This window comes from Dyella sp. RRB7 (assembly GCF_022761115.1).
In the GTDB taxonomy this organism is placed as follows: Bacteria; Pseudomonadota; Gammaproteobacteria; order Xanthomonadales; family Rhodanobacteraceae; genus Dyella.
Map to the genome: position 1 here is coordinate 43534 of NZ_JAKWJS010000009.1, position 20592 is coordinate 64125.

Below are 20592 nucleotides of genomic sequence, written 5' to 3' on the forward strand. Positions count from 1 at the left end.
CAGCGCTCAGCGTGAGCGCAGGCTCGACTTGCGCACCACCAGCCGGGCCGGAAGCATCGCGCTCTCCGCCGGCTCGCCGCGGATCAGCTGCAGCAGGTTGTCCACCAGGATCTCGCCCGCCAGCTTGGTGTCCTGCAATACCGTGGTCAGCGGTGGATTGACGAAGCTGGCCACCGGGATATCGTCGAAACCGGCCAGGGCCACATCGTCGGGCACTTTCAGTCCATGGTCGGCCAGCGCGCGCATGGCGCCGATGGCGATCAGGTCGCTGGCGGCGAACACCGCATCGAAACTCACGCCGCGTTGGAGCAAGGTTTCCAGTGCCTCATAGCCCGAGCTTTCGGTGCTTTCGGCGTTCACCTGCAACAACGCCTCGGCTTCGAGGCCACTTTCGGCGAGCGCCTGCACATGACCGCGATAGCGGTCGAAGAACTCGGGATAGTGGCTGGAGGCATCGCCGAGGAAGGCGATGCGCTGGCAGCCCTGTTCGATCAGGTGCGCGGTGACCGCATGGCCGCCACTGACATTGTCGCAACCCACCGACACGTCCGGCTGATCCGGCAGCACGGCGCCCCAGCGCACGCAGCGGGTGCCCTGGTCCACCAGCTTCTGCAGCTTGTCGCGGGTGGCGAGGTAATCGCCGTAGCCGAGCAGGATGATGCCGTCGGCCTTCTTGCTGTCGGCATAGTCGGCGTGCCAGTCGCGCGAGAACTGCTGGAACGAGATCAGCAGGTCATAGCCACGCTGCGCACTGGCGCGCGTGATGGAGCCCAGCATGGACAGGAAGAACGGGTTGATGTGCGACTCGTCCGCGGTGGGGTCCTCGAACAGCAGCAACGCCAGCGTGCCGGTATGCCGGGCGCGCAGGCCCGAGGCGTTCTTGTCGACCTTGTAGTTCAGTTCCTCCACCGCCGCCTGGATGCGCCGGCGCGTCTCCTCGTTCACCAGCGGGCTGCCACGCAGCGCGCGCGACACCGTCGACTGGGAAACCCCGGCCAGGTGGGCGATATCGAACGAGGTGACTTTTCCCTTGATCTGCACGTGGCCGCTCTCAGGTGATGCCGGCCGCGTTCCATGTGGCCAGAAGGATGGGTGGCGGCATCCTAGCTGCTTTATGCGCGGGCGTCCCCACGCCGGGGCGCGGGACAAAAAAAGCCCCGAGGATTAGGGGGGAATCCTCGGGGCCGGGGTGGAAGCGAAACCCAGGGGAGAGGTTCGCTTACCGGTTGGCTCATCCAGGGAGGTGGTGAGCCGATGGATGCCGTTGCGTGCATCCGATGATTGAGAACGCGCGGCGGGGCAAAAGTTGCACTCGGCAGGGCAGTTTTAGTTAGGGACGATTCATTTGACGAAATTCCAACATTTGGATCGAGGATAAGTGGGGAGAGGGCGCATGTTGCTTGCTTGTCGTCCCTGCGGAAGCTGGGACCCAGTGACTGTTGGCGTGGTGGCGACAGGGCTCGCCTGCGGTGGGCTTCCGAGCCGCTGCCGCGGCCCGGGTCACTTCTCTTTGCGTGGCCAAAGAGAAGTGACCAAGAGAAAGGCCACCCCGATGGCGCGCCCTTCGGGTGCGCGGGCGGATTTCGGAGGTTTGGCGACAGGGCCTCCTGCCCTGACGCCAAACTGGCCGGCATCCCTGCCGGCCACCCTGCGGGCTTTTCCTCCACCCGCCCGCCGCGCCATAGGGGACCGGAAGATCAACAGCCAAGAGCTAAAAGCGAACAGCAACAGCCAACAGCGATGAGCAGCGCTTTGCGCTGCCCGAGCCGTATGCTCTTGATTCATGGACTTGCCGGGCGAGCCGCCCGGCAAGCGCCAAGCGGGGTACCTTTTCTCTTGGTTACTTCTCTTGACTCCGGGCATCCTGCCCTTCGCCCTTCGGGGCGGCTTCGCCGTTCGCATGCGCTCCTGCGCATGCGTGGGCAAGCAAAGAGAAGTAACCCGGCCTCCGGCAGGAGGACGGAAGCCCGCCGCAGGCGAGCCCAGTCGCGGAAACGACAAGCCAGAGTACAGTCACTGGCAGGGATGACGAGCTAACAGCGAGCGCGCCTCGCGCTTGCCCCGCCCCGCCAGAAGGGAAGAAACAGGAGGGCGCTCAATGCGCTTCGTCCCAGTTCTTCCCCACCCCCGCCTCCACCAGCAACGGCACCGCCAGGGTCGCCGCCCCCGACATCCGCTCGATCACGCCCGCGCGCACCGCTTCCACGGCATCCTCGCGCACCTCGAGCACCAGTTCGTCGTGCACCTGCATCAGCAGGTGCGCGTCGTCGCGGGGGTGTAGCCAGGCGTGCACGGCGATCATGGCGCGCTTGATGATGTCCGCGGCGGTGCCCTGCATCGGGGCGTTCACCGCGGCGCGCTCGGCGCCCGCGCGCAGGGCCTGGTTACGGGCGGTGAGGTTTTCCAGGTAGAGGCGGCGCCCGAACAGGGTTTCCACGTAGCCGTCGCGGTGGGCCTGTTCGCGGGTGGCGTCCATGAACGCGCGTACGCCGGGATAGCGCGCGAAGTAGCGCGCCATGTAGTCGCTGGCTTCGCCGCGATCGACGCCCAGCTGACGGGCCAGCCCGAACGCGCTCATGCCGTACATCAGGCCGAAGTTGATCGCCTTGGCGGCGCGACGCTGGTTGGCGCTGACTTCCTCGGGCTTGAGGCCAAATACCTCGGCGGCGGTGGCACGATGCACGTCGCCGCCTTCGTGGAAGGCCTTGAGCAGGCCCTCATCGCCGGAGAGGTGGGCCATGATGCGCAGTTCGATCTGCGAGTAGTCGGCCGCCAGCACCACCCAGCCCGCCGGGGCGACGAAGGCCTGGCGGATGCGCCGGCCTTCCTCGGTGCGCACCGGGATGTTCTGCAGGTTGGGATCGGACGAGGAAATGCGCCCGGTGGCCACCGCGCCCTGGTGGTAGCTGGTGTGCACGCGGCCGGTGCGCGGGTTGACCATGTCGGCCAGCTTGTCGGTGTAAGTGGAGCGCAGCTTGGCCAAGCCACGATAGTCGAGGATCAGGCGCGGCAGCGGATGATCGTCGGCGATGGCGTCCAGCGCTTCTTCATTGGTGGAAGGCTGGCCGGTGGGCGTCTTCAGCTTGGCCGGCAGGCCCAGTTCGTCGAACAGGATGGCCTGCAACTGCTTGGGCGAATCGAGGTTGAACTCGCGCCCGGCGACCTTCCACGATTCCCGCTGCAGTTCGAGCATGCGCTTGCCCAGCTGCTGGCTCTGCTTGCGCAATTCGTTCACGTCGATCAGCACGCCGCGCTGTTCCATCGCGGCCAGCACCGGCACCAGCGGTATCTCGATGTGCTCGTACACCGAACGCAGTGCCGGAATGCTTTCCAGCTTTGGCCATAGCGCGTGATGCAGGCGCAGCGTGATGTCGGCGTCCTCGGCGGCGTAGCGGCAGGCGGTGTCCAGGTCCACCTGCGAGAAGGAGATCTGCTTGGCGCCCTTGCCGGCGACCTGCTCGTACTTGATGGTCTCGTAGTCCAGGTATTTCCTGGCCAGCGAATCCATGTCGTGACGCGTGGCGGTGGCGTTCCACACGTAGGATTCGAGCATGGAGTCGTGCTGCAGGCCCTGCACGGCGATGCCGTAGTGCGACAGGATGTTCATGTCGTACTTGGCGTGCTGGCCCAGCTTGGGTCGGCGGACATCCTCGAAGAACGGCTTGAGCGCGGCCAGCACCTGGTCCCGCGGCAGCTGCGCGGGTGCGCCGGGGTAATCGTGACCCAGCGGCACGTAACAGGCCTTGCCGACCTCCACCGACAGGCTGAGACCGACGATATCGGCCTGCATGGCGTCGATCGAGGTGGTTTCCGTATCGAACGCGACCAGCGGCGCGGTGGCGATCTGGTCGAGCCATGCGTCGAACTGCGCCTGGGTAGTGACCAGTTCGTAATGGCCTTGCATATCCAGGGCAGGATGCGGGAGCGCATCCGGTGCGCGACCGGTGGTGGCGGAATCATGGCTGGCCTGCGCATCGCCCGGGTCGCGCGCGGGGGCGGTGCCGGTTTCGTTGTCGAGTTCCTTGAGGGCGGCCTTGAACTCGTAGCGCGTGAACAGTTCGCGCAACTGCTCCACATGGCGCTCTTGCAGGGTGAGCGCGGTCAGCGGTTGATCGAGCGGCACATCGGTCTTGATCGTGACCAGTTCGCGCGACAACGGCAGTCGCGGCAATGCCTCGCGCAGGTACTCGCCGATCTTGCCGCCGATCTTGTCGGCGTTGGCCATCACGTTGTCGAGCGTGCCGTATTCGGCCAGCCACTTGGCGGCGGTTTTCGGGCCGCACTTGGTCACGCCGGGCACGTTGTCGATGCTGTCGCCGGTGAGCGCGAGGAAGTCGACGATCTGCTCCGGCTTCACCCCGAACTTGTCCACCACGCCTGCCGTGTCGGTGGTGGTGTTGGTCATGGTGTTGACCAGGGTGATGCCGGGGCGCACCAGCTGGGCCAGATCCTTGTCGCCGGTGGAAATCTCCACCTCGATGCCCTGCGCATGCGCCTGTTCGGCCAGCGTGCCGATCACGTCATCCGCTTCCACGCCACTGATGCGCAAGATCGGAAAACCCAGTGCGCCGACGATGGCGAGCATCGGGTCCACCTGCGCGCGCAGGTCATCCGGCATCGGTGGGCGGTTCGCCTTGTACTGGTCGTACAGCTCGTTGCGGAAGGTGGGGCCAGGCGCGTCGCTGACGAAGGCGACGTAGTCGGGCTTGGCCTTCAGCGTGGCGCGCAGCATGTTGACGATGCCGAACAGCGCACCGGTGGGTTCGCCCTGCGAATTGCTGAGCGGCGGCAGGGCGTGGAAGGCGCGGTAGAGGTACGACGAACCGTCGATAAGGATGAGCTTGGCCATACGGCATTCTCGCATGCGTGCGCCGGGGCGGCATTCGGGGCGTGCACGGGGGTCCAGCCCTGTGCGTTGTCGCTTACGACAGGGCATACGGTCGCTTCACAAGCAGTGCGGTTTCGCGCTGCTATGCTTTGCATTCTTCAGGAGGCCGTCATCATGAAACCCGTCGCGTTGCTTGTTGTTCTTGGTGTTGCGGTCGCATCGAATGCGCTGGCCCAGTCGGCCAGCCAGTTTCCGCCGGCCCCGCCGCCGCCGGGCATGAACGATCCGGGCGTGAAGGCCGTGGCGCCGCCGCCCGCGACTCCGGCGCCAGCCCCGGCCCCGGCCCCGGCTTCGGGCGCATCGTCGAAGTCTGCCCAGCCCAAGCTTTCCGCGGATACCGCCGCGCCGCTCAGCCAGTCCGGCTCGTCGTCCTCGCAGGAGCCGCGCGACGCCAACGGCCAGACGCCGCCGCAGGTCAGCGTGCGCACGGAAGGCGACCAGACCATCCAGGAATACAGCCGCAGCGGCCAGGTCTACATGGTGGTGGTCACGCCCAAGGGCGGCATCCCGCAGACCTACATGATCGACCAGAAGGGCGCCTGGACCAACCAGATGGGCGAGCCGGTGAAGCCGGTGATGTACAAGGTCATGGAATGGGGCAACCGCAAGTCCGCCGAGGACCAGGACAACGGCGGCAAGTGATCCTTCCGTCCGCCTGCCCCCCGTGAACGCCTTGCGGCACAGGACGCATCGTCCGTGAACCCGCGCGAGAGCTGGTTGCTGTTCGCGCTGGGTTCGGCGTTCTTTGCGGCGCTCACCGCCCTGTTCGGCAAGCTGGGCGTGGCGGGCATCAATTCCAATCTCGCCACATTCATCCGCACCATCGTGATCCTGCTGGTCACCGCCGGCATCCTCAGCCTGCGCCACGAGTGGGCGCGGCCTGCGGGGCTGCCCACCAGCAGCTGGGTGTTCCTGGTGCTTTCGGGCATCGCGACCGGCCTGTCGTGGCTGTGTTACTACCGCGCGCTGCAACTGGGCCCGGTCAGCAAGGTGGCTCCCATCGACAAGCTCAGCGTGGCCATCGCCATCGTGCTGGGCGTGTTGTTGCTGGGTGAGCAGGTCAGCTGGCCGTTGGCGATCGGCGGTGGACTGATCGTGGCCGGCGCCATCGTGATCGCGGTGTTCTGAGCGGCATCACCCGGCATCGTCCAGCGCCGGGTAGTGGCGGAAGATGCCGTCCTCGTTGAAGGCGAGGCGACGCGGCGAGTCGAGATAGGCGGCGATACGTGGCCGCGCGGCCACCCGCTCGCTGAGCGCGCGCAGGCGCCTGGTCTGGCGCTGCAGGCGGCGCATGGCGTATGGAAACGCGTAGTCCAGTCCGGCCATCAGCTGGAACAGCGACAAGTCCACGTACGAATGGCGGCGGCCGATGGCATGACGCCCGTCGTTGCGCTCCAGCGCCTGTTCGAAATAGCCGAGGAACTTGGGCAGTCGCGACGTGCGAAACGCTTGGGCACGTTTGCGCGCCGCGGCGCGCTGATCCTCGTAGTACAGCTCCACCGAGAGCGGGTGATGGGTGTCGTGTGCTTCGGCGACGATGTCGGTGATGGTCAGTTGCAACTGCAGTGCCTGGCATTGGCTGGCCGCACTGGTCGGCACCAGGCCGTGGCGCGGCGCCAGGAAGGCCAGGATATTGGCCGTCTGCGCGATGACCTGGCGTCCGGCGCACAGGAACGGTGGTGCAAACGGCTGCACCCCTGGCCGCTCGCCGCGCAGGAAGGGCAGGATGACGCCGTCCCCCTGCTCGCGGGCCACGTCGGCATAGTCGGCGCCGACGTCTTCCAGCGCCAGGCGCACGAATTCGCCGCGGCCCTGGATGCCGGTCCAGTAATAGAGTTCGTAGCGCATGTCCGCAGTCCTCGGCCGTGGACCGGCGAGGTTAGGCAGCACGCGCTCAAGGCGACGTGATCAACCCGCCGCCAACGCGCGCAGGCGTTCCCACACCAGCGTGGCCAGCGGCGACAGCGAACGCTGGCGGCGCTTGAGCAACACCACGTCGCGGTGTTCCAGCGGCGTCAGCGGACGCGTCACCAGGGTGGGCGGCGGGGGCGACAAGGCCGGGCTGACGCTGATGCCCAGGCCCGCTTCGACCATGCGGAAGGCGGTGAGGGTGTGTCCGGTCTGCTGCACGATGTCGGCCTGGACGCCGCGACTGGCCAGCGCGTGGTCGATCAGTCGCCGGCTGCCGGAGGAGTAATCCAGCAGCACCAGCGCCTGCCCCTGCAGCCTGCGCCACGGCACGCGATCGAGCCGGGCCAGCGGATGATCGGGGCGGCACACCAGCACGAACGGATCGCGCAGGATCAGTTCGCGGTCGAACTCGCCGCCGGCGGGTGGATCGATGGCCACGCCGAAATCCACCTCGCCACCGAGCACGCTGTCGAGCACCAGGGTCTGTGCCTGATCGTGCAACTGGATGGTGAGTTCCGGGTAGCGCTGGGCACAGTCGGCGATGCATGGCGGCATCAGGCTGGCCGACAGGGTGGGCACCGAGGCCACGTGCACCTTGCCGCGCCGCCGCTCGCCTTCGGAGTGGATGTGGGCCAGCACGCCTTCGAGTTCGTCGAGCACGCGACCGATGGCGCTCTCCAGGTAGCGGCCCGCCTCGGTCGGCACCACCTCGCGCGTATTGCGGTCGAACAGGCGCAGGCCCAGCTCGCCTTCCAGGTCGGCAATGTGCCGGCTCACCGCCGGCTGGCTCAGGTGCAGACTCTCGGAGGCGCGGCGAAAGTGCTGCTGCCGTGCCACGGCAAGAAAGGCGCGAAGCTGGCGCAGCGTGATATTCATAACCAGATCATATCAATGAATCAGATAAAACGATTTGATTCATCAATGCAACAGGGGTCCAATAGCGCCCTCGTTCCGACCAACGCTGTCCCTGGCCATGTCCCTGAGCCGCTTCCTACCCGATCGCTTCACCTGTGCCCTGGTGATCACCGTGGCCCTGGCCAGCGTGCTGCCGTGCCGTGGGGTCACCGCGCACGTCTTCGACCTGCTCACCGATGCGGCGATTGCGCTGCTGTTCTTCCTGCACGGTGCCAAGCTGTCGCGCGAGGCGGCCATTGCCGGCCTGGTCCATTGGCGCCTGCACCTGACCGTGCTGGCCAGCACCTTCGTGCTGTTCCCGCTCCTCGGCGTGCTGCTGCGCCCGCTGCTGTCGCCGCTGGTGACGCCGGCGCTCTACATCGGCGTGTTGTTCCTGTGCACGCTGCCATCGACGGTGCAGTCGTCGATCGCCTTCACTTCGATGGCTCGCGGCAACATTCCCGCCGCCATCTGCGCCGCTTCGGCCTCCAGCCTGCTCGGCATCTTCATCACGCCGCTGCTGGTGGGGGTGATCCTGCAATCGCACGGGCAGGGCGGCATGTCCTGGGACGCGGTGGGTTCGATCGTGCTGCAACTGCTGGTGCCCTTCGTGGCCGGCCAAGTGGCGCAGCGCTGGATCGGCACGTGGGTAAGCCGCCATCGCGGGCTGCTGGCGTACGTGGACCAGGGCTCGATCCTGCTGGTGGTCTACACCGCCTTCAGCGCGGCGGTGTTGCAGGGCCTGTGGAGGCAGATGCCGCTGCCGGTGCTGGGTGGCCTGCTGGTGGTCAATGCCGTGCTGCTGGCGGCGGCCTTGCTGATCACGCGCTATGGCTCGCGGGCGCTGGGTTTTGGGCGCGAGGACGAGATCACCATCGTGTTCTGCGGCTCCAAGAAGAGCCTGGCCAGCGGCGTGCCGATGGCGAAGGTGTTGTTTGCCGGTCACCCGTTGGGCGCGATCGTGTTGCCGATCATGCTGTTCCACCAGATGCAGCTGATGACTTGCGCGGTATTGGCGCGCAAGTATGCGCAGCGCGCGGCGAAGGTCAGGCCCAAGCTGGAGCCGCAGCCGGAGCAGCTGGCCTGACAGGGGAGTGCAAAAAAGGGGCCGTGAGGCCCCTTTCTCGCTGACTGCATCAGTGGCGGAAGTGGCGGATGCCGGTGAATACCATCGCCATGTCGTGCTCATCGGCGGCAGCGATCACCTCGGCATCGCGCATCGAGCCGCCCGGCTGGATCACCGCGCGAATGCCTGCCGCGGCGGCGGCGTCGATGCCATCGCGGAACGGGAAGAACGCGTCGGAAGCCATCACCGAGCCGCGCACTTCCAGCTTCTCGTCGGCGGCCTTGATGCCGGCGATCCTGGCGCTGTACACGCGGCTCATCTGGCCGGCGCCGATGCCGATGGTCTGGCGGTCGCGGGCGTAGACGATGGCGTTGCTCTTGACGTACTTGGCTACCTTCCAGGCAAAGATCAGGTCGTCGATCTCGCCGGGCGTGGGGGTGCGCTTGGTGACGATCTTGAGGTCTTCAGCCTTGACCATCGCGCGGTCGGCGGTCTGGATCAGCAGGCCCGAACCCACGCGGCGCACATCGTTGCCCGGATGCGGCTTGGTCAGGTCGCCATCGGCCGGCGGCGGAATCTCCAGCACGCGCACGTTGGCCTTCTTGGCGAACGCCTTCAGCGCGTCGTCTTCATAGCCGGGGGCCAGCACCACTTCCACGAACTGGCGGTCGACGATGGCGCGCGCCGTGGCGGCGTCCACCACGCGGTTGAACGCGATGATGCCGCCGAAAGCGGAGGTGGGATCGGTCTGGTAGGCCAGGTCGTAGGCGCGGCCGATGCCGTCCAGGCTCACCGCCACGCCGCACGGGTTGGCGTGCTTGACGATCACGCAGGCGGGCTTGGTGAAGCTGCGCACGCATTCCCACGCGGCATCGGAGTCGGCGATGTTGTTGAACGACAGTTCCTTGCCCTGCAACTGGCGGAAGGTCGCGAGCGTGCCGGGGTGCGGATACAGGTCGCGATAGAACGCCGCCTGCTGGTGCGGGTTTTCGCCGTAGCGCAGGTCCATCAGCTTCACGAAGCGGCCGTTGGCCTGCGCGGGGAAAGCGTCGTGGCCGGCGATGGCGTCCTGCTGGTCGTTCAGCTGCAGGGCCGACAGGTAGTCGCTGATGGCGCCGTCGTAGTTCGACACGCGATTGAACGCCGCCACCGCCAGCTTGAAGCGCGTGGCGCGGGTGAGGCCGCCCTGCGTTTCGATTTCGGCGAGGGCCTCGTCGTACTGGTCCGGCGAGGTGAGCACGCCGACATCGTTCCAGTTCTTGGCGGCGGAACGCAGCATCGCCGGGCCGCCGATATCGATGTTCTCGATGGCGTCCTCGAGTGTGCAGTCCGGCTTGGCCACGGTCTGTTCGAACGGGTACAGGTTGAGCACCAGCAGGTCGATCGGGGCGATGCCCAGGTCGGCCATCACCGCATCATCGGTGCCGCGGCGGCCGAGCAGGCCGCCATGGACTTTCGGATGCAGCGTCTTCACGCGGCCATCCATGATTTCGGGGAAGCCGGTCAGTTCGCTGACGTCCTTGACCGCGATGCCCGCTTCGCGCAAAGCCTTGGCGCTGCCGCCGGTGGAGAGCAGTTCCACGCCGGCCTTGCTCAGCCGCTGGCCGAGCGCGATCAGTCCGGTCTTGTCCGACACACTGAGCAGCGCACGGCGAATGGGGGTAACGGCGGGGGCGGACATGGCGGTTTCCAGAGCGGGAAAGCCGCACATTATAGCCGCGCTGGGCCAGGCCTATCGAATGGGCCGTCCTGGGCGGGAAATGGACGGCCAGACATCCCCCTGATGGGGACGTGGGGTTACAGCAGGCCGTGTGCGGCCAGTTTCTTGCGCAGGGTGGCGCGGTTGATGCCAAGCACGGCGGCGGCGCGGCTCTGGTTGCCATCGTGCCATGCCAGCACTTCGCGCAGGAGGGGGCCTTCGACTTCGCGGATCACGAGCGCGTGCAGGCCTTCGTCACACTCGGTATCGCCGATGTCGGCGAGATAACGACGGACGGTGCGACTGACGCATTCGCTCAATGCGCTCTGCGACGATGTCTCCTTGGGAGACTCGCTGGCAGGCAGTCTGACGGCGTTCACGGGCATTTCCCCTCACGTTCTAACGCAACGACTACGTAGGCCGTTGCCATGTTTATGGCAAATACCGCGGGCGGCGGCTCGCATGGAACGCCGGGTGCAGCACAAGACGAAGGGGCGAGTGTACCCTCGCGGGCCGATAATTTTAAGTCCCTATGAGCAGTCAGTTAGCCGCTGATACCCCGGCGGGGAATTGTCCTATGGACAAAAAGCTGGCGAGATGGCACGCGGTATGCGTGATTCCATGACGCCACTTGACTGGTCCCTGGCCACCGCCTTTTTCACTGCGCCTGGTCAATGAAATAGACGGCTATTCGAAACCGAACTCGAACGCCACCGCCTTGCCATCGGGATCTTCCACTTCAAGCATCAGTGCAGCCGTGGCGCCGGGGGCCAGGCCTTGTTGCAAGGCGCCGGCGTCATTGAGGTACTCGCCTGGCCGCAGCCGACGCATCGCCAGCCGCTTGCCGTTGGCATCCGACAAGGTGATCGACACGACCGGATAAGGCTGCGCGAAGGTGGCATCGTTGCGCAGGCTCGCCGTGATCAACAATGCACCCGGCACGGAAGGATGCGCCTGCACGTCGCGCGCCAGCAGGCTCAGTTGCCTGGTGTCCTGCACCAGCGGCAGCGTGCAGCCGAGGCTGGCGCAACCCTGGCGCAGCATGGGGCCGACCGTACCGTCGCTGATCAACACATCGCGTTCGGCCCACGCCAGCTGCGCGCCCAGCGCGAGCAACAGGAGCAAGCATGCGCTGATCCACGGCCAGCGGCGCCCCTCGCGCTCCCTGGGGCGGGCGAAGCGTGGCGCGACGACCAGTTCGCTGAAATCCCGGGCGTCAACGGGCTGCTCGACGGCAGGCTCGGCGATGGCGGGCGGGCGATAGACCGCAAGATCCAGCCGTGGCGGCTCGCTGGGCAGGCGTAGCGCGAGCTGGTAGAAGGGCTCGGGCGGCAGCTGGTCGCTAAGGCTGGCCAGCGCGTCGAACTCGATGTGGCAATGCCTGCACACGACCTGGCCTCGCGCCTGCGCAAGCGTTTCCGTATTCAGCGAGAACACGGTCAGGCAGTCGGGACATTGGGTGTACATGCGGGCCGCTGGTATCGAGCTGTGGCAAGCCTAGTGCAGTGGCGACTACAAATCATCCGCGCCGCATGGAGATCGCCAACGGGCTCTCACGCGCGGCGTCGGCCGCTGATGCGCACCCAGTCTTCGCGCGTATCCACGCGCAACTCGTCGAACCACTCGGCGTAGCGCGCCAGCAATTCGCCTTCCTGGCCTTGCAGGATGCCGGAGATCGCAAACGGCGCGCCGGCCTGGGTGGCGGCGGCAAAGGTGGGTGCCAGTTCGCCCAGCGGGCCGGCCAGGATGTTGGCGATGAACACCTCGGCGGGCTCGGCTTCCAGGTCTTCCGGCAGGAATAGCGCGAGCCGTTCGGCCACGTCATTGCGTTCGGCATTATCGGCCGAGGCGGTGAGCGCTTGCGGATCGTTGTCCACGCCGATGGCGCTGGCGGCGCCGAGCTTGAGCGCGGCAATGGCGAGGATGCCCGAGCCGCAGCCGAAGTCGATCACGCGCTTGCCGCGAAGATCCTGCCCGTCCAGCCACTCCAGGCACAGCGCCGTGGTGGGGTGGGTGCCGCTGCCGAAAGCCAGGCCCGGGTCCAGTCGCACCACCACGCTGTCATCGTCGGCGGGCGGCTCGATGTTCCATGGGTAGATCCACAACCGGCGGCCGAAGGCCATCGGCTTGAACTGGTCCATCCAGGCGCGTTCCCAGTCTTCGTCGGCCACGTCGCGGAACTGCATGTGGTCCGGTTCCAGCCACGGCAGCAGGTCGCCAAGCGCCTCGCTCAGGCCGCGCCGGTCGGTGTCGGCCTCGAACAGCGCATTGAGCGTGATGGTGGGCCACAGCGGCAGTTCGCCCACGCCGGGTTCGAAGATGGCCTGCTCGTCGGGCGTCTCGGCATCGGCGTCCTGCAGGGTAATCGACAGCGCGCCGAGATCGTCGAGCGCTTCCTCCACGCGAGGCTGTTGTTCGGCACGGACGGTGAGCGAGAGTTCAAGCCAGGGCATGGGTGGGAGTCCAGCGGAAAGTACGCATTGTCGCCGAATCGGGCGTGCTCAGTCTGCCGCGGGCAGGCCGAGGAAAGCGTCGTGGCGGCGATAGTGGTCGAGCGCCTCGATGAAATCGGCCACGCCGGAATCGGGCTTGCGGCGCCGCTGCACGAACAGCACTTCGGCGAAATCCGCCGCCTCCATGAAGTGGCGCAGATGATGGCGGGCCGCCAGCGGCGGCAGCGCTTCGCCGTGGTCGTCGATCAGCGCATCGTCCTCGTCCGACACATGCGACAAATAAAGTCGGCACGCGGGGTCGCTGATGTCGCCACGGATATACACCCACGCATAACGATCCCAGCCATCACCTTCGTCGAAGGCGTCGGTGATGGCCTCGATGGCCTGCGGCAGGGTCAGCAGTTCGGACATGTCGGTATGCATCGGCGAGCCGTGGCAGCGGCTCGCCGATCGAACTCAGCCGCCGGTGGCGGCCTTTTCCTTCTGCTCGGCCATGCGCTTTTCCAGATAGTGGATGTTCTGTCCACCCTGCTGGAACCCGGCGTCGGCCATGATGCGCTGCTGCAACGGGATATTGCACTTCACGCCTTCGATCACCGTCTCGGCCAGCGCCAGGCGCATGCGCGCAATCGCGGTTTCGCGATCGGGGCCGTGCACGATCAGCTTGCCGATCATCGAGTCGTAGTTCGGCGGAATGCGATAGCCGTCGTACAGGTGCGTGTCCACGCGCACGCCCGGGCCACCCGGCGCCTCGAAGCGCTTTACCGTGCCCGGCGAGGGCAGGAAGGAGTCGGGATCTTCCGCGTTGATGCGGCACTCGATGGCGTGGCCGTGGATCTGGATGTCTTCCTGGCGGATCGTGAGCTTCTCGCCGCCGGCGATCAGCAGCTGCTCGCGCACCAGGTCGATGCCGGTGATCAGTTCGGTCACCGGATGCTCCACCTGGATGCGGGTGTTCATCTCGATGAAGTAGAAGCGGCCGTCCTCGAACAGGAACTCGAAAGTGCCGGCGCCGCGATAGCCGATGCGCAGGCATGCATCCACGCACACCTTGCCGATCTGCTCGCGCTGCTCCGGCGTGATGCCCGGCGCGGGCGCTTCTTCCACCACCTTCTGGTGGCGGCGCTGCATGGAGCAGTCGCGCTCGCCCAGGTGGATGGCGTTGCCCTGGCCGTCGGCCAGCACCTGGATTTCCACGTGGCGCGGATTCTCCAGGAACTTCTCCATGTACACCTGATCGTTGCCGAAGGCCGCCTTGGCCTCCTGCTTGGTCATGGTGATGGCGTTGCCCAGATGCGCCTCGGTGCGCACCACGCGCATGCCGCGACCGCCGCCGCCACCGGCGGCCTTGATGATCACCGGGTAGCCGATGTCGCGGGCGATGCGGATGTTCTCATCCACGTTGTCGCCCAGCGGGCCGCCCGAGCCGGGCACGCACGGCACGCCGGCGGCCTTCATGGCGCGGATCGCCTCGACCTTGTCGCCCATCAGGCGAATCACCTCGGCGGTCGGGCCGATGAAGATGAAGCCGCTCTGCTCCACCTGTTCGGCGAAGTCGGCGCGTTCGGACAGAAAGCCGTAGCCAGGATGGATGGCCTGGGCGTCGGTGATCTCCGCCGCCGCGATGATGCGCGGGATGTTGAGGTAGCTGTCGACCGAGGGGCCGGGGCCGATGCAGACCGATTCGTCGGCCAGGCCCACGTGCTTGAGGTTGCGATCCACGGTGGAGTGCACCGCCACGGTCTTGATGCCAAGACTGTTGCAGGCGCGCAGCACGCGCAGGGCGATTTCGCCGCGATTGGCGATGACGACTTTTTCGAGCTTGGGCATCGTCGCGGGCCGCTTAGGCGATCACGAACATGGGTTCGTCGAATTCCACCGGCTGGCCGTTATCGACCAGGATGGCCTGCACGGTGCCGGAGACTTCGGCTTCGATCTGGTTGAACATCTTCATCGCTTCGATGATGCCCAGCGTTTCGCCAGCCTTGACCTGCTGGCCGACCTTCACGAACGCCGGGGCGCCCGGGCTGGCCGAGGCATAGAAGGTGCCGACCATCGGCGCCTTGATCACGTGGCCGGCCGGCAGCGCCGGGACCGCGGGGGCCGCTTCGACGGCCGCTGCGGCGGCCACGGGCGCGGCCACCGGGGCGGGTGCGGCGACCGGAGCGGCGGCCACGGTGACGGTGCCCTTGGGCACGCGCGACAGGCGGACGACTTCCTCGCCCTCCTTGATCTCCAGTTCCGCGAGGTTGGATTCCTCGAGCAGGTCAATAAGCTTCTTGATCTTGCGCAGGTCCATGGTTCAAACCTTTTCGTTGGTGCCGCCGCAGCGGCCTGAAGTGGAATGGGGTGGCCGGTGGCCGTGAATCAGGAGGCGGCGGGCGCCGCGGCCCGGTCGAGCCGGTGCAGGGCGGCGTCCAGCGCCAGCCGGTAGCTGTCTGCGCCAAAGCCGCAGATCACGCCCACGGCGATGTCCGAGAGATAGGAATGACGGCGGAACGCTTCGCGTGCATGCACGTTGGACAGGTGCAGCTCAATGAACGGAATCGCCACCCCGGCCAGCGCGTCGCGCAAGGCGATGCTGGTATGGGTGAAGGCGCCCGGGTTGATCAGGATGATCGTGGTGCCGTCCAGGCGGGCCTGGTGGATGCGTTCGATCAGGCCATGCTCGGCGTTGGACTGCAGCGATTCCAGCGTGTGGCCAGCGGCCTGGGCACGCGCAGCGAGCAGGGCATCGATATCGGCCAGCGTGTCGCGGCCATAGACCTCTGGCTCGCGCACGCCCAACAGATTGAGATTGGGCCCGTGCAGGACCAGGATCTTCGCCACGCCGTTACCTTCGGTTGAGCCGGCAGGGCCGGCTTCCGGCGCGGAGTGTGCGCGTACTCGCCAATGTTGTCCAGTTCGGCGCAGTTCGGCGATGTTTGAAGGAGAAGTTATCGTTAAACCGTGCGCTGACGTATGGCGACCGAAACCCTGTCAGGGCGCGCCCGGGGCCAGCCACTGCTGCAGGGTGTTGGCATCCAGGGCGCCCCGCCGGCTGGCCAGCACTCGCCCGCTTTCATCCAGAAGCACGCTGTAAGGCAGCAGTTCGCCGACGTTACCCAGTCGCAGCGAAGTGCTTGGACTGTCCAGGCTGCCCAGCAGCACCGGGTAGTTGAGCGGGTGGCTGGCCAGGAAGCTACGCACGTGTGGCGGATCGTCCATGGCGATGCCGACGATGATCGGCCCTTTTTCGCCGACGTTGGCCTGCGCCTTCACCAGTGCCGGCATTTCCTGCAGGCAGGGCCCGCACCAGGTCGCCCAGAAGTTGAGCAGTACCCGGCGGCCACGGTAGTCGGACAGGTGATGTTCCTTGCCATCCAGTCCGGCCAGGGCCAGGTCCGGCACGATCTCGCCCGTTTCGACTACATGCACCCCTGCCGGCACCTTCGCGCGCTGGCTCGCATGCTGCATCCAGCCGCCAGCGGCGGCGACCAGCACGGCCAGCGCCAGGATGATCCCGTTGCTGCGGCTCAACATCACGGGGTGCTGGCCACGGGCGTCCCGGCAGCCTTGGTCAGGGCCTCCTCGACCAGCGAGGGGGTGAGCACGGTGGGCAGCTTGCGACCTTCGCCGCCATCCTTGGGGAACACCACGTAGAGCGGCACGCCGGGCGAGTGGTACTGCTGCAGGAACGCGGCGATGGTGTCGTTCACGTCGGTCCAGTCGCCCTTCATGTAGACCGCGCCGGTGCGCTTGAGCAGGTCGCGGAACGCGTCGGTGTCGAGCACGGCGTGTTCGTTGGCCTTGCAGGTGATACACCAGTCGGCGGTCATGTCCACGAATACCGGCGTGCCGGTCTTGCGCAGCTCAGCCAGTTTCTCCGGGGAGTAGGCGACCATCTGCGTCGGGGTTGATACGTGGGCGAGGCAGTACAGCGGCACCAGCGTAAGCAGCGCCAGCACCACCACCAAGGCGCGGCTCGGCGCACCGCGCGAGCGGCTGCGTTCGAACCACCACAACGTCATCGCCAGCAACACCGCCGCCACCAGCACCAGGCCCACGGCGTCGGCGCCGCGCTGGTGTGCCAGCACCCACACCAGCCACACGGCGGTCAGGTACATCGGGAACGCCAGCGCCTGCTTGAGCGTTTCCATCCACGCGCCCGGGCGCGGCAGCAGGCGCGCCAGCGCGGGCACGAAGCCGATCAGCAGGAACGGCAGCGCCAGGCCCACGCCCAGCATCAGGAACACCAGCAGGGCGTTGAGCATCGGCGCGGCGAACGCATAGGTCAGCGCGCTGCCCATGAACGGTGCCGTGCATGGGCTGGCGACGGCGACGGCGAGCACGCCGGTAAAGAAATCGCCCGCATGGCCCGAGCGCGAGGCCAGCGACTGGCCCACATTGCCCAGCGAGGTGCCGAACTGCACCACGCCCGACATCGACAGGCCCACCGCCAGCATCACGCAGGCCAGCACGCCCACCACCAGCGGCTGCTGCAGCTGGGCGCCCCAGCCCAGCGCATGGCCGGCTGAACGCAATGAGGCGATGACGATGCCGATCAAGGCGAAGCTGCACAGCACGCCAGCGGTATAGAAGAGCGCATGCGAGCGTGCCTTGGCGTGGCTTTCGCCGCTTTCCAGCAGGCCGACCACCTTGATCGACAGCACGGGCAGCACGCACGGCATCAGGTTCAGCACCAGGCCGCCGCCGAGCGCGAACAGCAGGGCGACAAGCAGGCTTACTTCAAGCGCGGGCGTGGCATTCGCCGGGGGCATTTCGGGGGCGGGTTCCGTTGCACTGCCTGCCGTCGGCGTGGCGCCACCCAAATCGATGCTCAGCGCCCGCGTCATCAGCGGATAGCACAGGCCGCCGTCCTGGCAGCCCTGGAAGCTGGCTTCGACCTCCAGTGTCTTGCGGCCGGCGGTATCGCCCTCGATGGCCACGGGCAGTTCGAGCTGGTCGAAGTACACCGTGGTCTGCCCGAAATGGGCGTCCTGATGCGACACGCCGGCGGGCCACGCGGGCGAGCCCAGGCGCAGGCCATCGGCGTTCTTCAGCCGCAGCGTGGTCTGGTCGCGGTAGAGGTAGTAGCCCTTGGGCAGGGTCCAGCGCAGCAGCAGGTGCTGGCGGTCGGTGGCCACGGCCTCGAAGCGGAAGGCCTGTTCGGCCGGCAGCGGTGCGTTGTCCAGCCCGCCCTTGTTGCCTGCGCCCAGCTTGCCCAGCGCGGCACCCAGCGAGTTGGCCGGGTCGGGCGCGCTGGCGTCGGCGGGCAGTTCGAGATCCAGTTGTTCGGTATGGGGGGGATAGCAGATCTTGGGGTCGACCTCGTGGCAGCCCTGGTACTGCACGCTCAGCTTGAGCCGGCGGGCGCCGGTTGCCAGTGTGTAGGGCAAGCTGACGTCGATGCTGTGGTGATATGTCTCGACGTCGCCGAGGTATTCGTCGTGATGTTTCTCGCCATCCGGCAGCTGGGCATCGCCCAGCGTCACGCCGTCGCCCGGCTTGAACTTCATGCGGCCGCGATAGAGGTAATAGTCCGGCGCAATGGTCCAGTGCAGCTTGAGCACGCCCGGGGTGGAGGCGTCGGCGCTGAGCTTGTAGGCCTCGGTCACCGGCAGCAGGCCGTCGGTGTCATCCTGCGCGAAGGCGGGAAGACACAGCGTCAGCCACAGGCAGAGCAGGACAGTGAAACGGGCGGCCAGGCGGCCGGGATGGATCAGACGCATTGCGGCTCCAGCGTGGAGAGACCTGCGCCGGGGCGCGGGAGAGCTGAGGATTATGGCTCAGCTGGCGCCGCCGGGCCGATGTCTTCTGGACAACGCGCGCTCAGCCCTGTTCCATGCCCGCGTTTTCAGGCAGCGGCGGCCGCGGGGCGCGCAGGTGCAGGAACCCGGTGGTCAACGCCACCCCGAGCAGGATCACGGTGCAACCGCCGGCCATGGCCAGGGTGACCGGCTCGTGCAGAAACAGCAGCCCCCACAGCACGCCAAACACCGGGATCAGGTACAGCACCGCCATGCTCCGCGTGGCGCCGATGCGGGCCATCAGCCGGTAGAACAGCACATAGGCCAGCGACGTACAGGCCGCGGCCAGGCCAAACATCGCCAGCCATGCCTGGACGCCCGGGGTCCGGGCTGGCCACATCCATAGCGTGAAGGGCAGCAACAACGCGGCGGCGGCAAGCTGGCTACCGGTGGCCACGCTCAACGGCGCCACGCCGCGCAGGCGTCGCTGGCTGTAGTGGGCGCCGAAGGCGTAGCAGACATTGGCGCCCACACAGGCGGCCATGGCCCAGCCGGTCGGGGCGTGGCTGTGGCCGAACCCCACCGTACCGGCCACCAGCCATACCACGCCAGTCAGGCCGATCACCAGGCCGCTGGCGCGAATCGCATCCAGCCGTTCGCCGAACCACAGCCAGCCGGAAAGCGCCACCAGCAGCGGCGCGATGGCATCGGAAATGGCCGATACGCCGGCCGGCAGGCTTTGCGCCGCATACGAAAACAGCACGAACGGCAACGCCGAATTGGCGATGCCCACCACCGCGATGGGGCGCCAGTGCGCCCGCATCTCCGCCATGCGCGGGCGCGAGGCCAGCAGCGGCAGCGAACACAGCGCCGCGCCGATGGCGCGCATGCCGGCCAGCGCCATGCTGCCGAACTGGTCCGCGCCCATGCGCATGAACAGGAACGATGCGCCCCACAAGGCGCCCAGCAACAGCAGTGCGGCAAGGTCGGACTTCTTCATGTGCGTGTGCATGGCGAGGCTCGATGCTTTGGCTCGTCATGCCTGCGAGGGCAGGCATCCGGTGCCTTTCCGGCACGGCGAAAGGCGCTGGATGCCGCGCCCGCTGGCATGACTGATGAGGAGATGCAGGGCTTGCACGGCACAGGCTACGGCAGGGCGCTGCCAGAACCTGTCAGCAGCCTTCAGCGCGGCGCGCCCTGGCCGAACAGCACGCGCCGTTCCTCCTCGGACAGCGCCTGCTTCGGCGTATAGGCGTTCTCGACGCCGGCATAAGTGCGCAGCGTCGCCGGCCGCGCCGAGATGGTTTCGAACCAGCGCGCCACGTGCGGGAAATCCGCCAGATCCTGGCCATGCGCCTGGTGCGGCACGATCCACGGATAGCAGGCGATATCGGCGATGGAGAAGGCGCCGGCGATGAACTCCCGGTCGGCCAGCCGCCGGTTCAGCACGCCATACAGTCGTGCCGTTTCGCGGGTGTAGCGATCGATCGCATAAGGCACCTTCTCGGGAGCGTAGACGTTGAAGTGGCCGATCTGGCCGGCCATCGGCCCCAGCCCGGCCACCTGCCAGAACAGCCATTGCAGCACTTCGGCCCGGCCATGGGTGTCGGTGGGGACGAAGCGGCCGATCTTGTCCGCGAGATACAGCAGGATCGCGCCCGATTCGAACATGCTCAGCGGTGCGCCACCGCCTGCCGGCTCGTTGTCGACGATGGCCGGGATCTTGTTGTTGGGCGAAATGGCCAGGAAGGCCGGCTCGAACTGCTCGCCCTGGCTCAGGCTTACCGGGTGCACCACATAGGGCAGGCCCGCTTCCTCCAGGAACAGCTTGGCCTTGAGGCCGTTCGGGGTGGCGGCGAAATACAGCTCGATCATGGGAAGGCTCCACGGTTGGCTGGCAGCGATGGCGCAGTGTGGGCGGGCCAGTGGCCGCGTAACAGCGCCAATTCAGG

Annotated in this window: 19 protein-coding genes; 3 read left to right on the top strand and 16 right to left on the bottom strand. The window is 66.9% G+C overall.

The genetic code is table 11. The features are described from left to right. Positions 1-6: 6 nt before the first annotated feature. A complete protein-coding gene (locus MJ606_RS17150) occupies positions 7-1035 on the bottom strand; it encodes a LacI family DNA-binding transcriptional regulator (protein ID WP_243050840.1) in 1029 nt (342 codons plus the stop codon). A 1060-nt stretch (positions 1036-2095) separates the two neighbouring features. Next, positions 2096-4849, bottom strand: a complete 2754-nt coding sequence (polA, locus tag MJ606_RS17155) for a DNA polymerase I (protein ID WP_243050774.1) — start codon at positions 4847-4849, stop codon at positions 2096-2098. A gap of 153 nt (positions 4850-5002) precedes the next feature. Between polA and MJ606_RS17160 the strand changes: the two genes are divergently transcribed. Beyond that, positions 5003-5530 carry a DUF2782 domain-containing protein gene (locus MJ606_RS17160; protein ID WP_243050775.1) on the top strand — a complete coding sequence of 176 codons (528 nt, stop codon included), beginning with the start codon at positions 5003-5005 and terminating at the stop codon, positions 5528-5530. 54 nt (positions 5531-5584) lie between these two features. Further along, on the top strand, positions 5585-6016 hold the full coding sequence (locus MJ606_RS17165) for an EamA family transporter (RefSeq protein ID WP_243050776.1): 432 nt from the start codon (positions 5585-5587) through the stop codon (positions 6014-6016). Positions 6017-6022: 6 nt separating this feature from the next. Here the strand turns inward: MJ606_RS17165 and MJ606_RS17170 are convergent, their stop codons facing one another. Both MJ606_RS17170 and MJ606_RS17175 read right to left on the bottom strand, forming a co-directional pair. Then, complete coding sequence (locus tag MJ606_RS17170; RefSeq protein ID WP_243050777.1) at positions 6023-6736, bottom strand: glutathione S-transferase; 714 nt, start codon at positions 6734-6736, stop codon at positions 6023-6025. 60 nt (positions 6737-6796) lie between these two features. Then, positions 6797-7675, bottom strand: coding sequence for a LysR family transcriptional regulator (locus MJ606_RS17175; protein WP_243050778.1), 879 nt, complete (start codon positions 7673-7675; stop codon positions 6797-6799). Positions 7676-7772: 97 nt separating this feature from the next. On the opposite strand from MJ606_RS17175, the gene MJ606_RS17180 reads away from it, so the two are divergent. Then, positions 7773-8780, top strand: coding sequence for a bile acid:sodium symporter family protein (locus MJ606_RS17180; protein WP_243050779.1), 1008 nt, complete (start codon positions 7773-7775; stop codon positions 8778-8780). Between the two features lie 49 nt (positions 8781-8829). Here MJ606_RS17180 and purH read toward each other — a convergent pair whose 3' ends face one another. The 12 genes from purH to MJ606_RS17240 form a co-directional block, all read right to left on the bottom strand. Then, a complete protein-coding gene (purH, locus tag MJ606_RS17185) occupies positions 8830-10440 on the bottom strand; it encodes a bifunctional phosphoribosylaminoimidazolecarboxamide formyltransferase/IMP cyclohydrolase (RefSeq protein ID WP_243050780.1) in 1611 nt (536 codons plus the stop codon). A 116-nt stretch (positions 10441-10556) separates the two neighbouring features. Next, positions 10557-10844, bottom strand: a complete 288-nt coding sequence (locus tag MJ606_RS17190; protein WP_046970233.1) for a helix-turn-helix domain-containing protein — start codon at positions 10842-10844, stop codon at positions 10557-10559. 301 nt (positions 10845-11145) lie between these two features. Then, complete coding sequence (locus tag MJ606_RS17195) at positions 11146-11925, bottom strand: zinc-ribbon and DUF3426 domain-containing protein (protein ID WP_243050781.1); 780 nt, start codon at positions 11923-11925, stop codon at positions 11146-11148. Between the two features lie 86 nt (positions 11926-12011). Further along, on the bottom strand, positions 12012-12911 hold the full coding sequence (prmA, locus tag MJ606_RS17200; protein ID WP_243050782.1) for a 50S ribosomal protein L11 methyltransferase: 900 nt from the start codon (positions 12909-12911) through the stop codon (positions 12012-12014). A gap of 48 nt (positions 12912-12959) precedes the next feature. Then, positions 12960-13322: a hypothetical protein gene (locus tag MJ606_RS17205; RefSeq protein ID WP_243050783.1), complete on the bottom strand. Its 363-nt coding sequence runs from the start codon at positions 13320-13322 to the stop codon at positions 12960-12962. Positions 13323-13367: 45 nt separating this feature from the next. Continuing rightward, positions 13368-14741, bottom strand: a complete 1374-nt coding sequence (gene accC / locus MJ606_RS17210) for an acetyl-CoA carboxylase biotin carboxylase subunit (RefSeq protein WP_243050784.1) — start codon at positions 14739-14741, stop codon at positions 13368-13370. 13 nt (positions 14742-14754) lie between these two features. Then, positions 14755-15210 (bottom strand): acetyl-CoA carboxylase biotin carboxyl carrier protein, encoded by a 456-nt coding sequence (accB, locus tag MJ606_RS17215; RefSeq protein ID WP_243050785.1) that lies wholly within the window; start codon positions 15208-15210, stop codon positions 14755-14757. A 68-nt stretch (positions 15211-15278) separates the two neighbouring features. Further along, on the bottom strand, positions 15279-15740 hold the full coding sequence (gene aroQ, locus MJ606_RS17220) for a type II 3-dehydroquinate dehydratase (protein WP_243050786.1): 462 nt from the start codon (positions 15738-15740) through the stop codon (positions 15279-15281). Between the two features lie 150 nt (positions 15741-15890). Continuing rightward, positions 15891-16433 (bottom strand): TlpA disulfide reductase family protein, encoded by a 543-nt coding sequence (locus tag MJ606_RS17225; RefSeq protein ID WP_243050787.1) that lies wholly within the window; start codon positions 16431-16433, stop codon positions 15891-15893. Beyond that, positions 16433-18622 carry a protein-disulfide reductase DsbD gene (locus tag MJ606_RS17230; protein WP_243050788.1) on the bottom strand — a complete coding sequence of 730 codons (2190 nt, stop codon included), beginning with the start codon at positions 18620-18622 and terminating at the stop codon, positions 16433-16435. The genes MJ606_RS17225 and MJ606_RS17230 overlap by 1 nt, the downstream gene beginning before the upstream one ends. Before the next feature lie 100 nt (positions 18623-18722). Then, a complete protein-coding gene (locus tag MJ606_RS17235) occupies positions 18723-19640 on the bottom strand; it encodes a DMT family transporter (RefSeq protein ID WP_243050789.1) in 918 nt (305 codons plus the stop codon). Between the two features lie 182 nt (positions 19641-19822). After that, the gene (locus MJ606_RS17240) at positions 19823-20515 is read right to left on the bottom strand and encodes a glutathione S-transferase N-terminal domain-containing protein (RefSeq protein WP_243050790.1); all 693 of its coding nucleotides are present in this window, start codon (positions 20513-20515) and stop codon (positions 19823-19825) included. Positions 20516-20592: the final 77 nt, after the last annotated feature.